11 protein-coding genes and 1 tRNA gene are annotated in these 13,598 nt (G+C 54.8%); 9 read left to right on the top strand and 3 right to left on the bottom strand.

Going from position 1 to position 13,598, the window contains the following annotated elements; all coding sequences use genetic code 11:
* Nucleotides 1-244: 244 nt before the first annotated feature.
* The 8 genes from ACYVIT_RS16040 (at nucleotide 245) to rhuM (ending at nucleotide 10,527) form a co-directional block, all read left to right on the top strand.
* Nucleotides 245-1,279 (top strand): DNA/RNA non-specific endonuclease, encoded by a 1,035-nt coding sequence (locus tag ACYVIT_RS16040; RefSeq protein ID WP_415808070.1) that lies wholly within the window; start codon nucleotides 245-247, stop codon nucleotides 1,277-1,279.
* Between the two features lie 170 nt (nucleotides 1,280-1,449).
* Nucleotides 1,450-3,822, top strand: a complete 2,373-nt coding sequence (locus ACYVIT_RS16035) for a type VI secretion system Vgr family protein (protein ID WP_415808071.1) — start codon at nucleotides 1,450-1,452, stop codon at nucleotides 3,820-3,822.
* 14 nt (nucleotides 3,823-3,836) lie between these two features.
* Entirely contained in the window at nucleotides 3,837-6,449 is a 2,613-nt protein-coding gene (locus tag ACYVIT_RS16030) for a DUF2169 family type VI secretion system accessory protein (protein WP_415808072.1), read from the top strand.
* A gap of 3 nt (nucleotides 6,450-6,452) precedes the next feature.
* Nucleotides 6,453-7,511, top strand: a complete 1,059-nt coding sequence (locus tag ACYVIT_RS16025) for a pentapeptide repeat-containing protein (RefSeq protein ID WP_415808073.1) — start codon at nucleotides 6,453-6,455, stop codon at nucleotides 7,509-7,511.
* Nucleotides 7,511-8,251, top strand: coding sequence for a DUF3540 domain-containing protein (locus tag ACYVIT_RS16020; RefSeq protein ID WP_415808074.1), 741 nt, complete (start codon nucleotides 7,511-7,513; stop codon nucleotides 8,249-8,251). The genes ACYVIT_RS16025 and ACYVIT_RS16020 overlap by 1 nt, the downstream gene beginning before the upstream one ends.
* Before the next feature lie 24 nt (nucleotides 8,252-8,275).
* On the top strand, nucleotides 8,276-8,662 hold the full coding sequence (locus tag ACYVIT_RS16015) for a PAAR-like domain-containing protein (protein WP_415808075.1): 387 nt from the start codon (nucleotides 8,276-8,278) through the stop codon (nucleotides 8,660-8,662).
* A 42-nt stretch (nucleotides 8,663-8,704) separates the two neighbouring features.
* On the top strand, nucleotides 8,705-9,214 hold the full coding sequence (locus ACYVIT_RS16010; protein ID WP_415808076.1) for a hypothetical protein: 510 nt from the start codon (nucleotides 8,705-8,707) through the stop codon (nucleotides 9,212-9,214).
* Between the two features lie 317 nt (nucleotides 9,215-9,531).
* The gene (gene rhuM, locus ACYVIT_RS16005; protein WP_415808077.1) at nucleotides 9,532-10,527 is read left to right on the top strand and encodes a RhuM family protein; all 996 of its coding nucleotides are present in this window, start codon (nucleotides 9,532-9,534) and stop codon (nucleotides 10,525-10,527) included.
* A gap of 53 nt (nucleotides 10,528-10,580) precedes the next feature.
* Here the strand turns inward: rhuM and ACYVIT_RS16000 are convergent.
* Nucleotides 10,581-10,657, bottom strand: a tRNA-Met gene (locus tag ACYVIT_RS16000).
* 225 nt (nucleotides 10,658-10,882) lie between these two features.
* Between ACYVIT_RS16000 and ACYVIT_RS15995 the strand changes: the two genes are divergently transcribed.
* Nucleotides 10,883-11,041, top strand: a complete 159-nt coding sequence (locus ACYVIT_RS15995; RefSeq protein WP_415808078.1) for a hypothetical protein — start codon at nucleotides 10,883-10,885, stop codon at nucleotides 11,039-11,041.
* Between the two features lie 26 nt (nucleotides 11,042-11,067).
* On the opposite strand, the gene egtB is transcribed toward ACYVIT_RS15995, so the two are convergent.
* A complete protein-coding gene (gene egtB / locus ACYVIT_RS15990; RefSeq protein ID WP_415808079.1) occupies nucleotides 11,068-12,375 on the bottom strand; it encodes an ergothioneine biosynthesis protein EgtB in 1,308 nt (435 codons plus the stop codon).
* Between the two features lie 43 nt (nucleotides 12,376-12,418).
* Nucleotides 12,419-13,396: an L-histidine N(alpha)-methyltransferase gene (gene egtD, locus ACYVIT_RS15985; RefSeq protein ID WP_415808080.1), complete on the bottom strand. Its 978-nt coding sequence runs from the start codon at nucleotides 13,394-13,396 to the stop codon at nucleotides 12,419-12,421.
* Nucleotides 13,397-13,598: the final 202 nt, after the last annotated feature.

The raw sequence follows: 13,598 nt of genomic DNA, 5'->3' as shown, positions 1-13,598 counted from the left end.
TTTGCTGCTTGGTTGCCATGAGGCTCTTCTCCGATTATTTGAAACGGTTGCCGTTGCGTTCGGCAAAATAGGCCTTGATGCCTTTGACCAGAAAGAAAGCGACCACGGCTATCCCGATCAATATGAATACGGTACGCATGCGTATTATTCCTTTTTTGCTGGTACGGGCCGAATCATACGTCATCTACAATAGGGCGCTGTGCAGGCGATAGAGACGCGCCGGCCCGCCGCCTCATAAAGCAGTATGACCCGCCCCAAGAAATCAGCCCCGAAAAAGAAACGTTCAACTTCCAAGAGTCAATCCAGACCCGCCAATCGCCTGATGCGATTTACGCGGGCGTTCGTCGTTGCCGGGATAGCCGGTTTCAGTGCCGGCACGTATTTCCTGAATCCGCAATGGGACATGCCGTCTCAGTGGCGGTTGCCGAGTCAATGGCAGCTACCCGCATCGGCAAAGGAAATTCTGGCTCATTTGGGCTGGCCATGGGAGCGACTGACTCAGGGCGTCGGGCACGGGACATCCGCCCAGAGCGCGCCCGCCGTCAAACTGAGCGGCCCGTCGGTTCAAACTCAGTTTTTCGCGTGCCCGCAGTTTTTCCCCAGCCAGCATCCGCCCATCGTTCCGGCAACACAAGGCTTGCGGGAACTGTGTTTTTCCGGATTTGCCATCCTGCATAGTGGCCAGACCAAAACCCCGGTTTTTGTGGCCGAGCGCTTGAATCGCCAGTTGTTGACACAGGCGCAAGGATTGCAACGGACCGATAAGTTCTATAGCGAAGCGCGTTTGCCTCAGGCCGAGCGAGCGGATCTGGACGACTACAAGGGTTCGGGTTATTCGCGTGGCCATATGGCGCCTGCTGCGGATATGTATAGCTCGCAGACCATGGCGCAGAGTTTCTCGTTGGCCAATATGGTGCCGCAGGACCAGACGCATAATGCCGGTCCTTGGAGCCGTATTGAGCAGGATACGAGAAAATATGTGATGAGGGCGCCGGGCGACGTTTATCTGTTTACCGGGCCCGTTTACACCGAAAATCCCAAAGCCATCGGCGCCGGGGTCGCGGTGCCTGGCTATCTCTACAAACTCGTCTACGACGCGACGACAGGGCGGTCCTGGGCATATTGGCAGGCCAATAGCGCCAATACCAAGGCAGGCCCACCGATTACTTACGACGAATTGGTCAAACGAACCGGGATACAGTTTTTGCCCACAAGGGCCGCCGGAACTGCATCGGCAATGCGGGCCGGCGGGGCCGCTTCAGCCGCGTCAGCTCACTGACGGCCGGCGCCGTTGGGCGTCGGATGAGTATTTTCTACAGAGATGCTTCAAATGTAATCTTTGTTAACTGTCATATGGCTGGCATCTCGAAAATCTAGCATGGTCCCGAAAATGTCATAGTCGGATCAGGGTTATCCGCACTCATCTAACACCTGGATCGAGTTAGGGTCATGAATAGAGTCGTTGTTGCAGAGACCGCCCTGGGCGCGGTGCTGGAATTCAAATGCATGCATGGACGGGAAGCGCTGTCCGAACTGTATGAGTTTGAAGTAGAGCTCGTCGCGAAGACAACGGCCATCAGCGGCACCTCAGTATTGGGCAAGCCGCTGACGCTGGAAATAGAGACCGAGGGTGGCGCAAAGCGTTATCTGAGCGGCGACGTGGTCCGGTTTGCTTATGTGGGACAGGAATCGGGCGGTCGGCGCCTGGCACGCTATCGCGCCACTGTCAGCCCTTGGCTGTGGTATTTGACGCGCAACCGCGACTGCAAGATCTATCAGAACAAAAGCGTCGTCGAGATACTGGACGAGGTGCTCGGTTCATATGCGGGCTACGTTTATGAGAAACAGCTGCAGGGCAGCTATCGGACCCGCGAATATTGCGTCCAATACGAAGAAAGCGATTTCGATTTCGTCAGCCGGCTGATGGAACACGAAGGGATTTACTATTATTTCAAGCACGAAAAAAATCAGCATATCCTGGTGCTGACCGACGATATTGGCGAGCACAAGCCTTTGCCGGATTATCCTGCTTTGGATTATTTTCCGCGGGACAGGAATGTCCTGGCCAGCGAGCAGACGATTCATGCCTGGAGCAGCGGCGAAGAGTTGCGCGGCGTGGAATACGTCGTTAATGACTATAACTTCAAGAAATCCAGTTTGAACCTGCATAGCCGTCTCAAAGAGGCTTATCCCGTAGCGCAGGCCAATCGCGAGATCTATGAATGGCAGGGCGGCTACGCCGATATTCAGGACGGCGAGCATTACGTCAAGATTCGGCTCGAGGAAACGCGCTCGGCCAGTGAGCGCAGCAGCGGCAGCGCCAATGTGCGCGGGCTGGCTCCCGGCTATACGTTCCAGTTGCGGCGCAGCCCGCGCAAGGTGGATATCAAGGAATATCTCATTGTCTCGGTCGAGTATTTTCTGACCGAGGCGGGCTATCACTCTGGCAGCGATGACGGTGAATATCGATTCGACTTTACGGTTCAGCCGACGAGCTTGCCGTTCCGGGCGCCCGTGATCACGCCCATTCCCAAAACCACTGGCCCGCAGACGGCGGTCGTGACGGGCCCATCGGGAGCAGAGGTTTATACCGACGAATACCAGCGCGTGAAGCTGCATTTTCGCTGGGACCGGTATAACCAGCCCGATGAGAACAGCTCGTGCTGGGTGCGCGTCTCGAATGATTCGGCGGGCAATGGCTATGGGGCGGTCAGCACGCCGCGGGTTGGCCAGGAAGTCGTGGTGGATTTTATCGGCGGCAATCCCGACCGCCCCTTGGTGACGGGGCGCGTCTATAACGATCGCCAGATGCCGGCGGGCGGATTCACCCCGTCACCGACTATTGTGGGATTCAGCAGCCGTTCCCACCATGGCACGCCTGCCAACGAAAGCTATTTTTATATTGAAAACAAGCTGGGCGGCGAGTACGTGCGACTGCACTCGGAAAAAGATCTGCACGTGGTCGTCGAGGGCCTGGAGACGCGTGATGTGGGGGAATCGCGTACCACCACGATCGGTGATTATGAGGACAATACGGTTGTCGGATACCAGAAGAACCTGGTCAAGTCCTATCGGGATACGACCATCGAGGGATACGACAAGCTGACGGTCACCGGTGGTGATCGAGAGGAAATCTTCAAGCACAAATACAAGAACACGACGACATCGGACATCGACATGACGTCGACCTCGGGTCATGTCCACATTAAAGCGGACAGCGGCTATGGCGTATTCGAGGCGGATAACTATATACGCGTCAAATCGACTGGCGACAATAGTGTCTGGCTGCAAAAGGGCGGACCGGATCATCAGTTGGAATTCGCCGGCGACAACGCCACCCTGAAAGCGCCTACGGACGTTTACCTAGATGCCACCGGCGGCAAGGGCGAGTTCACGACGGCCACCAGCATGAAGCTGTTCTCGGATGCCGGGCCGCTGGATATTCAACGGGGTAGTGCAGCGCATTCGATCAATATGACGGGTGACGATATGACGCTGAAGGCGCCTACCAGCATCACCTTGTCGTCGGACAAGATCGTGATGGATGCGCCAACGGTCAAAGAAACCCACAAGAAACACTTCACCTACGGTATATGGAAGGGGGAAGCGTTCGTCGAGATTTTCCAATTCCGGGGATTTCATCAATCCGTCACGGGGTTTCGCCATCAGGCCAGCATTTCACAGAACACGTATTACGCAAAGAAAACCGACCTCGGAGCGCTGAAGATCGATTGCGGTTTTATTGGTGTCAAAGGCTTTTCCCAGGAACATGAGTTCGGGGCACTCAAGACGGTGTTCAAGGCGCTTTTTCTGATCGTCTGAGTATTCGCCGATTAATGAAAGTCATTAAACCCAATCGTCTGTCTTGTCTGACTCGACCCTACAGGTATTTGAACAACGATTATCTGGCCATAACTGGCTATGTGATGGTGGAATTTTCCTCGGAGTTCTACCTGGAGACTGAACAACGGTTATGGGGCGTCTTTAATGAAGAGTCTGTACTGAATTTCGGTGCGGAAGCGCTGGATTTTGGTATCCCGAAGCGCACTCCGGAAATTATTCTGAATGCCTACGGTTTTGGAGAGTACGCTGTCAACGGACGGACGGCGGTATCGGTGACCGTCAACAATGTCAGAAAGGATTTATGGGTGACGGGGGATCGCTATTGGTCGGATGGCAAACCCAGTCGAGCGCTTCCTTTCAGGAAAATCCCGATTAATTGGCGCAATGCCTACGGCGGTGCAGGTTTTGAACAAAACCCTCTGGGAAAGGGTTTTCAGGAAACGGACGTCAATGGCCTGCGTGCCCGATTTCTGCCGAATATCGAAGAGCCCGCCAATCCCATTATTCGCGAAGGCCAGCACTGTCGCCCGGCGGGATATTCAGCGATTGCCATCGAGTCACCGGACAGGAATAGGCTGCTGGGGACCTATGACGAGCAGTGGCGGATTCAGGAGTTTCCGGGATTTGCCCGCGATATCGATTGGAGCTATTTCAATCAAAGCCCGGATGGGCAACGGCTGAATCGTCTGGAGGTCGGAGACGAGATTACGTTCATCCATATGCATCCGGAAAAGGACAGGCTGGTCACGGCTGTTCCACCGCTGGCTGTTAAAGCGTTGATCAAGCGAGAGGCAGATACCGCAAAAAATGACTTTCTGAAAGATGTTCCGATGAGTCTCAGGACCTATTGGGCCTACCCGCACCTTGAAAAAGCGATACTGGTGTATCAGGGCGTTGTGGAGATCAGTGAGGATGACGCCAGTGACATTAGCCATATTGTGTATGCGGTGGAGCACTGCGACTCGCCCAAGACATTGATGTACTACGAGGACATTTTCCGCAAGCGCACTCATCCTCAAGAGGGAGGGTTTCATGCGCTGCTGGATAAGCAACTCGTTGATGCCCGTTGGATTCGTGCGACCTCGCTGGACGAGGTGGAGCTTTCTCCGCTGCTGCACAACAAGCTCAGGAAACTGGAGAAAGAGCTGACGAACAACGTTCTGCAGTACGTACCCAAATCAGAGAAATCCGCAGCGGTTCTAGAGGTCGAGTCAGAGCTCGCGTGGCTGAGAAAAAGCCAAAACGGAAAAATCGCGCAGGACGACATCATTGAAGAGATGCTCACTCGGCAGCGGGAAACCATGACGCTCAAGGCCGCCAAGGAGCGGTTCCGCAAGGGGCGTCAAAAGCCCAAGCCCACCTCCGATGAAGTGCCTCAATCGATGACCGACGCGCACCAGCGCTTTCTGAAGGAGCAGCAAGAAGCACTATTGGTGTCCCTCAGGGAAGAGGCCCGGAAGCAAGTTGAAGCCGTCGGGGGTGCGCAGGCCACGACCACTGGCGCCGCGCATATTCAATTGCAACAGTTACGGCAACAGCAACTCGAACAGTTCGAGGACACCGTGGCAAGAGCGCCCGGCGCACGGACCGGAAAGCGCGATTATTCCGGTAATCCGAGGAACTTGTATCGTATTTTTGGGTTGAATCAGCGCAATACGGAGCCGCTGCCTGCGGGTTTTGATGGCTACGGGTTGCACGAATTTATCGCAACCAGCGCCTCCTACTCGGGCTGGGACGTGAGCGGCTTGGTCATCAGTGATAGCCGAATCTCTGATTGTGATTTCAGCAAAGCGAAGATGGCGTGCTGTGATTTTGATCGCGTCGTTTTTACGGGATGCGATTTTTCATCGGTAGACTGGAACCGGGCGCACTTTAATGAGTGCCAGTTTATCGATTGCCGACTGTCTGGTGTGCAATCGGACAAAGCGAGGTTTGAGGGCTGCCGCTTTGTTCGGTCGGATCTGCAGGAGTGGATGCATTTCAGGATCAGGCTGAAAGACTGCCGTTTTGAGCACTGCCGCTTTGTCAATTTCCCCGTCGTGCGTGGCAGATTGGAGCGTGTCGCTTTTGAGCATTGCCATTTTTTGAGGCACACCTTTCTCAAAGGATCGATCGACGGGCTGCGCATGGAGGCTTGCCATATCGATTCGATGACATTCGTCGAGATGCAGAAGTTGCGGGCGTTTCACATGATCGAAAGCAATGCATCCAAACTCTATATTGCCCCCTCGACCACGATCGACGAGCTGGAAATTTCCCACTCGATTATTTCGGCATCGAGCTTCAGGAAACTCGATCTCACCCGAGGAAAGGTCATGGCCAGTGATCTGAGTACATGCGATTTCTCAGAGACGAGGATGCATGACGTCAGTCTGGCGGATAGTTTCTTTAAACAGAGCCTGTTTATCCGAACGGATTTGTCTGGCGCACACATTAGCAATTCGGATTTTAGCGAGGCGCAAATGAAGTCCGCCGATTTGCGTGCTGCGCGGATGCAGCACGTGTCTTTTTTCAGTGCCGAGCTGGCCATGATCAAGGCCGATTCAGGCACAGTTCAGCGCGATATGTTGATGGAACGATCCAACATTTATCCGTTGCGTAAATAAATCATGGAGCAAGCAGTAGTACAGCAGCAGTTTCTATCTAAAGTGAACGATGGGGAATCCATCGAGGGTTTGCTATGGAAAGACCTGCATTGGCAAGGGGGCGAATGGCACGGCGCGGAAATCCGGAAATGCATTTTTGAGCACAACAGATTTATCGGGATGGACTGGTGGTCATGCCATGTGGACACCGTCGTGTTCGCCGGTATCCGCTGGTCGGAAACAACGCTCAGGGATTGCGTATTTACGAGCTGCAGATTTGTGAACTGCATTTTTGAGAGAACGATTTTTAAAGCGCATCAATTTGTCGAGTGCGCGTTTGATGCCTGCGTATTCACTGAGTGTCAGTACCTCGAGGGGACGCTGGCCAATTCGCCCATGCTGGATTTGAACATAGAGGCCTCGCGGATCGAAAAGTTGGTCGTGACCGGCAGCAGGCAGGTAAGCCTGCGGTTCAAGGAGTCGACCTTTACGCATCTCGTTCTGACGGACTTTGATTTCACGTATCTGACCTTGGAAAATGCCGCCTTCACGAATCTGATTGCACTGGAATGCACGGCGAAGAACTATAGTTTTCAAGGCGTACAGTTGACCCAAAGCCAGTTTACGGACAGCGACATGTCGGGCAGCGATTTTTCGCACGCGAACTTAGTTCAGGCTTGCTTCAAGGGATGTGGTTTACAGGAGTGCCGATTCGATCATGCAGATATGCGCCAGGCCTTAATGATCGACGCCAATGCTGCTCACGCGGTTTTTGCAGGTGCGCAGCTAGAGTGCGCTAATCTGTCCGGCACCAACGGCGAACGTGCCGTATTCCGTGGTGCCAATATGACGATGACAGCGCTCAATCGCTGCAATCTGCAGTATGCGGATTTTTCCGATTGCAGCATGGAATTCACGGATTTCTCGTACGCCAATATCAGTCATGCTGATTTTCGTGGCGGGCGTTTCATGCGCAGCAAACATCATGCGGTGATCGACGACGGAACTCGTTATGGGTCCAAGCAAGGCATTCTCCCGCCGGATCACGAATTATTGCGTGCTGAACAATGGGTGAAATTGTGATGAATCATCGTCAATCGGATAGCGACGTGCAGATTGGTCTCGATAGCGAGGCGGGCAATCAGGTGGGGCGGCCGGATCCGTTGCAGCCGCTACTGCAAAAGAGGGCGAATACGCTCAATGGCGATACGCATGTTCATAGCGCGTTTCTGGTAGAGGCGCATGACCGTGCCCATTTCACGGTCAGCAATCGTGAACACGGACGTCAGTACGAGGTCAAGCGCGCGGCGAGTTGCCTGTTGTTGCCCGAGCCGGGCGACAAAGTCCTGGTATCGGGAGACGCCGCAGGCGGGCTGTATATCATTGCCGTATTGGAACAACGTGTGGCCGGCAACACGACCTTGCAGGTAGATGGCGCACTGACCGTATCCGCCGACGAGCTGTCGTTGCAGGGGGGGCGCCGTCTCGCGATGAATACGGAAGCCTTCAGCCTGGCTGCCGGTGCTGGGACCGTGGATGCGAAAAGCTGGGCAGTCAAAAGCCATTACTACATGCTGGCCAGTGCTGAGCTCAACGTCGTGGCGACGGCATCGAAATATAGCGGCGACCAACGAGAGTCGTATTACCGGTCGGTCACGGAAACGGTGGGCCAATCGTCACGATACGTGGCAGGCACGGACACGGTCAAAGCCATCAATCTGGACTATGCAGCGGATTTCGTCGCCCGGCTCAGCGGCAACACCACGCTCATCAACGGTGAGACGGTGGTGAAGGCCGACGGCAAACAAATTTTGGTGGGTTGATTAACTCCCGCAAAGGAAAACGTCATGTTTGCAAATGCACAGTTTGGCGGAATGGATCTGGGTTTCCCGGATGTCTGCAAGACGCCTATTCCACCGATTCCCTATCCGAATATTGCGCTGGGGCCGTTGACTATCCCCATCGCGTTCAATGTCTTGGCCGGTGGCGGACCATGGCATAACCTGATGAGCGCCCGTCCGTTGACGATGGGCGATACGCCGGGGATTGGCCTGGGGCTCGTTTCACAAACCGTGATGTCCCGGCAGCAGCATGTCACGGGCGCATTTACGGTTATCGTGAGGGGGACGCCGAGTACGCGGGTGACCAGTATCGGTCCGGCAAACCTCATCAATTGCCCGCTGTCATGCCGCATCGTTCCCAGCCAGCTGAAAGTGCTGGTGTGTGCGCCTTGATGAGTATGCAGGCGGTGTGATGGCTATCACGGATTCATCGCAATGACCGAAACACTGATTTCGTTGCTGGTGTGGATGACGGACGAGGTATGGCCGTTTCCAGTTTTTATTCTCGTTCTGGTGTTCGCTGTATTGTTGATTGCCAGGTTGATGCGCGTGCCTCAATCCAGCAAGTCGCTGCTTGCCGTACTGGTGGTGTTGATGCTTTTCATCCCATTTGGCACGCCGGCCTTGCTTATTTTTGGCTCCAGCCTGACCGCGCCATTGATCTATCACTATGGCGTCCCGGGGCAGGCGGTAATCGTCTCCAGCGCGGAGACCAGCAACATCTATAACAACCAGCCTGTAGAGCGTTATACCGTCGAGCTGCAAAAAGCCGACGGGCAAAAGATGGCAACGCACTTTGATAGCTCGGACTTCAACGTCTATCCGCCACGAAACCAGGTGCGTTATCCGGCAGTGGGCCAACCATTCGCGGTGCATTATCTGGCCAGCCGTCCGCAGAGTTTTGTGATTTTGTTTGAAGAACGGCAGGGGCTCTATAGAAAATAGATGCGCTGATGCCAGGGCGAAAAAGGGCGTCGCTCCTCCTTGCAGGATTGGTCCGGTTCCAACGTTATTCTGGATAAATAACCAGTTATTTGGTTTGGCATGGATAGTATCTCGGGGATGCAAACTAAATGCGTCTACCGATTCCGGATCGATCCGACTCTCGCGCCAGTATGATCGCCTTGGGTTACATCGGCGCGCGCTTGTGTTGCGCAATATATGTTGATCGTGACGATGGGCGTTGAGTCATCAGTTTGCGCGAGGCGAACTCTAGAAAGGTTAAAAACGACTTACAAGCGAATAGGCCTATGGGGCTATAAATGACTGAACAACAGATCCAGATTTTTGTCAGCGGGGATGGCAATGCACAGTTGGAAGTCACTGTAGACCAAGACACAGCCTGGCTTAGTCTTGATCAGATGGCTGCTTTATTTGATCGTGATAAATCAGTAGTCTCACGCCACATCCGTAATGTGTTCAAAGAGGGAGAACTTGAGAGGGGTTCAGTTGTTGCAAAAAATGCAACAACTGCGTCTGATGGCAAAACTTACCAGGTCGATTATTTCAACCTTGATGTCATCATCTCTGTAGGCTACCGAGTGAAGTCCCAGCGCGGTGTGCAGTTCCGACAGTGGGCCACCCGTGTGCTCCAGAGCCATTTGATACAGGGCTATAGCCTGAATCAGCGCCGCTTGGCCGAGCGTGGCATTGAGTTTGAGCAGGCGGTTAACTTGCTCAGCCGTACGCTTAGTAGTCAAGGGTTGATGTCCGCTGAGGGTGAGGCGGTGGCCAGAGTCATTAGCGACTATGCGCGCTCCTGGAGTTTGTTACAGGGCTACGACGAGCAAGCGCTTGGGGAAATCGCCCTCAATCAGTCGGACATGCACCCGCTGGATCTGAGCGAGGCCTTGCCCGCCATTGCCGAATTAAAGCAAACCTTGATCGCTAAAGGCGAAGCGACCGAACTGTTTGGACTGGTGCGTGGCAATGGCCTGGCATCTGCCTTGGCAACAATTGAACAGGGGTTTGACGGGGAGTTGTTTTACCCCAACGTGGCTAGTCGCGCGGCGCATCTATTGTATTTTCTGATCAAGAATCATGCTCTAGCCGACGGCAATAAGCGCTGTGGTTCTTTCTTGTTTCTTTGGTACCTGCGTCGTAACCGGCATTTGCTGGCTCGGTCTGTGGAGCAATTAATCAATGACAATACCCTGGTAGCGCTGGCATTGTTGGTGGCCGAAAGCCTGCCGGACCAGAAGACTCTGATGATCCGGCTGATTGAGCACTTTATCCTGTTAAAGGAGTCTGCTTCGTGACAGCGTAAAGCAAAACAAAAGGCCCACAATCGCTTGTGGGCCTTGGTATTCTTTGGTGGCGCATCCCTGATTCGAACAGGGGACCTGCGGATTATGATTCCGTCGCTCTAACCGGCTGAGCTAATGCGCCTTTGCATCCGAGGTGGCCAATGATGTCGGCTGGGCCTCTGCTGCAGTCTTGCGAAGCGTCGTGCTAAGCAAGAACAAAATTCTAGCACGAAAATTTTTACGTATGCAAATCGACATGGCCTAAAAGAAAAAAGATTCCTCTAGTAAAGGTCGTTACAAAGTGGCCCGCCTGGTTTCCTTATTTGGCAATACACTTGCGTCGCCTCAAATTTTCGGAAATAGGTTGATGAAACTCCTCTGTACCTTGGCCGTACTTGCCGGCCTCTTGGGCGGTTGTGCGGTCTACACACCGGACGGCGCCGTGATCGTGGACCCGCAAGGTGTGGGCGGTGGCGGCGGTGGTGGGTTCTGCCCGCCGGGCCAGGCTAAAAAGGGCAACTGTTGATCGGGTGATGTAGGCAGGCGCTTTGCCTACACATCCCGCGCCAGCCGTATCCCTGAGAATTGCCAACGTGCCTCGGGCGGAAAGAAGTTCCGATACGTCGGCCGGATATGGCTGGCCGGCGTTACACAAGATCCGCCGCGCAGCACATATTGATTGCACATGAATTTGCCGTTGTATTCGCCAACGGCGCCGGCGGGGGGTGCATAGCCAGGATAGGCATCGTAGGCGCTGCAGGTCCATTCCCAGACGTCGCCGAATAGCTGTGCGGGATTGCCGCCCGCAGGGGCAGCGGACGCAGCGATGGGACGCAGATGTCCGCTTTCCAGCAGATTGGCGGCCTGGTTGTGATCGCCGGGCATTTGCTGCGCCGCATGTTCCCATTCCGCCTCGCGCGGCAATCGCACGCGCGCCCAGCGTGCATAGGCGTCGGCTTCGAAATAACTGACGTGCGCGACGGGCGCCTGAGGCTCCAGGGGGCGCAGGCCGTGCAGCGTATAAATCTGCCAATTGTCCTTTTGCCCTTCCCAGTACAACGGCGCGCGCCATTGTTCGGCGCAGACTCGATCCCAGCCTAACGACAACCAGAGATCGGGACGTCGATATCCTCCGTCACGAATGAATTCCAGATATTCGCCTTGTGTGACGAGGCGATCAGCCAGGTAGAAGGGCAATAATAGGACGTCATGGGCAGGACTTTCGTTGTCAAAGGCGAATCCTGCGGATTGGTGGCCGATCCGTGTGCGGCCGCCTTCGTAGCGCACCCAGCCTGGCGCCGCGCTCGTGGCGGCAGCAGTGTCGTTTTGCGGCATGTACGCAGGCTGCAGCGGATTCAACGATAGCGCGTGCTTGATATCGGTCAGGATCAATTCCTGATGCTGCTGTTCATGATTCAGGCCCAGTTCCACTAATTGATCAAAGACAGGATCGGTGCCGGCCATGCGAATGAGCAGGCGGCGCATCGCCTCATCGACGACATTGCGATAACGCCAGATATCGTCCAACGGTGGGCGGGACAGCAGTCCGCGCTGGGGGCGCGGATGCCGGGCGCCGATCGCGTTGTAGTACGAATTGAACAGCATCCGGTACTGGGGGTGAAAGGCCGGCCGGTCAGGTTGGAAACGGCTCAGGATGAAGGTTTCAAAAAACCACGTCGTGTGTGCCAGATGCCATTTGACGGGGCTGCAATCAGGCATGGACTGTATCTGGCAGTCTTCGGGGCTGAGTGGTTCGGCGAGCAGGCGGGTCTGCTGGCGTATCTGCTCATAGCGAGCGGCCAGCGCGCGTGGGGAGTCTTGGCGCGTCATCGGATGGGTCAGCAGGCAGGCGGGATCCATGAAAGGAAGGGTTCCTGTTCTGTCGCAAGTGGCATGCCTAGGGTCAGGCGCGTGCGCTGAATACGGAAAACCATCCGCACGCATCCGACCAGTGTTCGACGTACGAAAAGCCAGCTCGCGTCAGGAGATTGCGAAAACCCTCTGGCGTGTATTTGTACGAGTTCTCGGTATGGATGCGTTCGCCTTTGCAAAACGCTCGATGTCCATGGGGCCACTGAATAGTCACGTCGGTTTGGGCTTGCAGGTGCATTTGAATTCGAGAATGGGCTTCGTCGTAATGCGCGACGTGTTGCCAGTGCTGTACATCAAAATCACTGCCAAGCCGTTGATTCACGTGACGCAATAGATTCAGATTGAACGCGGCGGTCAGATGCAGCGCGTCGTCGTAGGCAGGCTCCAGGATGTCACGCGATTTGACGCGGTCTACGCCTATCAGCAGGCCACCCTCGTCACAGTATGTCCGGATGCGGGTCAGCAGTGCCAGCGCGTGATCGGGGTCCAGATTCCCGATGCTGGAGCCAGGATAGAAAAACAATCGACCCGATTGTGGAATGGTATCGGGGAGCCTCAGATCATGATGAAAATCTTCACCAATCGGAGCGATTTTCAGATCGCGGTACGTGTTTTTTAAACGTTGTACGGCGCTATGAAGATACTCGACCGAGATATCAATCGGGACATACATTTCAGGACGCAGTGACGGAAACAGCTTTTCCGCCTTGATGCAGTCGCCTGCGCCCAAGTCAATCAATGTTTTGACTTTGCCTACGTGCCGAGCGATGCCTGCGGCATGATCTCGCAATATCTCAGCTTCGCATCGAGTGGGGTAATACTCGGGCAACTGCGTGATCGCGCTGAACAGACTGGATCCCAGTGCGTCGTATAAATACTTCGGCTCGATGTGGGCAGGGCGGGCTAGCAGTCCCGCCTGCAATGCTTCGATAGCGTGCGGAGGGCCGTGAAAAGGCGGCGCCACATAGTCGGACGGCGCCGTGGCTAGCATGCTGCTGGACTGGAACATATGGTGGTTCCTTGCAGAGTTGCATTGGCGAAGCCTATTGTGGCCTAACCCCCCTTTGCATTGTCAAGTTCTGCGGTGCTTTGGCACGCCCATTGGCATTTTTGTTTACTGCTGTTTCATACTGTTGTGCGCTGCCCGTCGTAAATGGGATATGGCCACGCTGCATTGGGGTACTGTGGTCGGTACCTCAATGCAGCGCAGG

This window comes from Bordetella muralis (assembly GCF_054781015.1).
Note: the sequence above shows the minus strand (reverse complement) of the source record. Positions and strands in the feature narration are given on the sequence as shown.

Coding starts and splice junctions, on each gene's coding strand:
- ACYVIT_RS16035 (WP_415808071.1), top strand. CDS start 1,450: ATGAATAGAGTCGTTGTTGCAGAGACCGCCCTGGGCGCGGTGCTGGAA.
- ACYVIT_RS16020 (WP_415808074.1), top strand. CDS start 7,511: ATGAATCATCGTCAATCGGATAGCGACGTGCAGATTGGTCTCGATAGC.
- rhuM (WP_415808077.1), top strand. CDS start 9,532: ATGACTGAACAACAGATCCAGATTTTTGTCAGCGGGGATGGCAATGCA.
- ACYVIT_RS16015 (WP_415808075.1), top strand. CDS start 8,276: ATGTTTGCAAATGCACAGTTTGGCGGAATGGATCTGGGTTTCCCGGAT.
- egtB (WP_415808079.1), bottom strand. CDS start 12,375: ATGGATCCCGCCTGCCTGCTGACCCATCCGATGACGCGCCAAGACTCC.
- ACYVIT_RS16040 (WP_415808070.1), top strand. CDS start 245: ATGACCCGCCCCAAGAAATCAGCCCCGAAAAAGAAACGTTCAACTTCC.
- ACYVIT_RS16025 (WP_415808073.1), top strand. CDS start 6,453: ATGGAGCAAGCAGTAGTACAGCAGCAGTTTCTATCTAAAGTGAACGAT.
- ACYVIT_RS16030 (WP_415808072.1), top strand. CDS start 3,837: ATGAAAGTCATTAAACCCAATCGTCTGTCTTGTCTGACTCGACCCTAC.
- egtD (WP_415808080.1), bottom strand. CDS start 13,396: ATGTTCCAGTCCAGCAGCATGCTAGCCACGGCGCCGTCCGACTATGTG.
- ACYVIT_RS16010 (WP_415808076.1), top strand. CDS start 8,705: ATGACCGAAACACTGATTTCGTTGCTGGTGTGGATGACGGACGAGGTA.
- ACYVIT_RS15995 (WP_415808078.1), top strand. CDS start 10,883: ATGAAACTCCTCTGTACCTTGGCCGTACTTGCCGGCCTCTTGGGCGGT.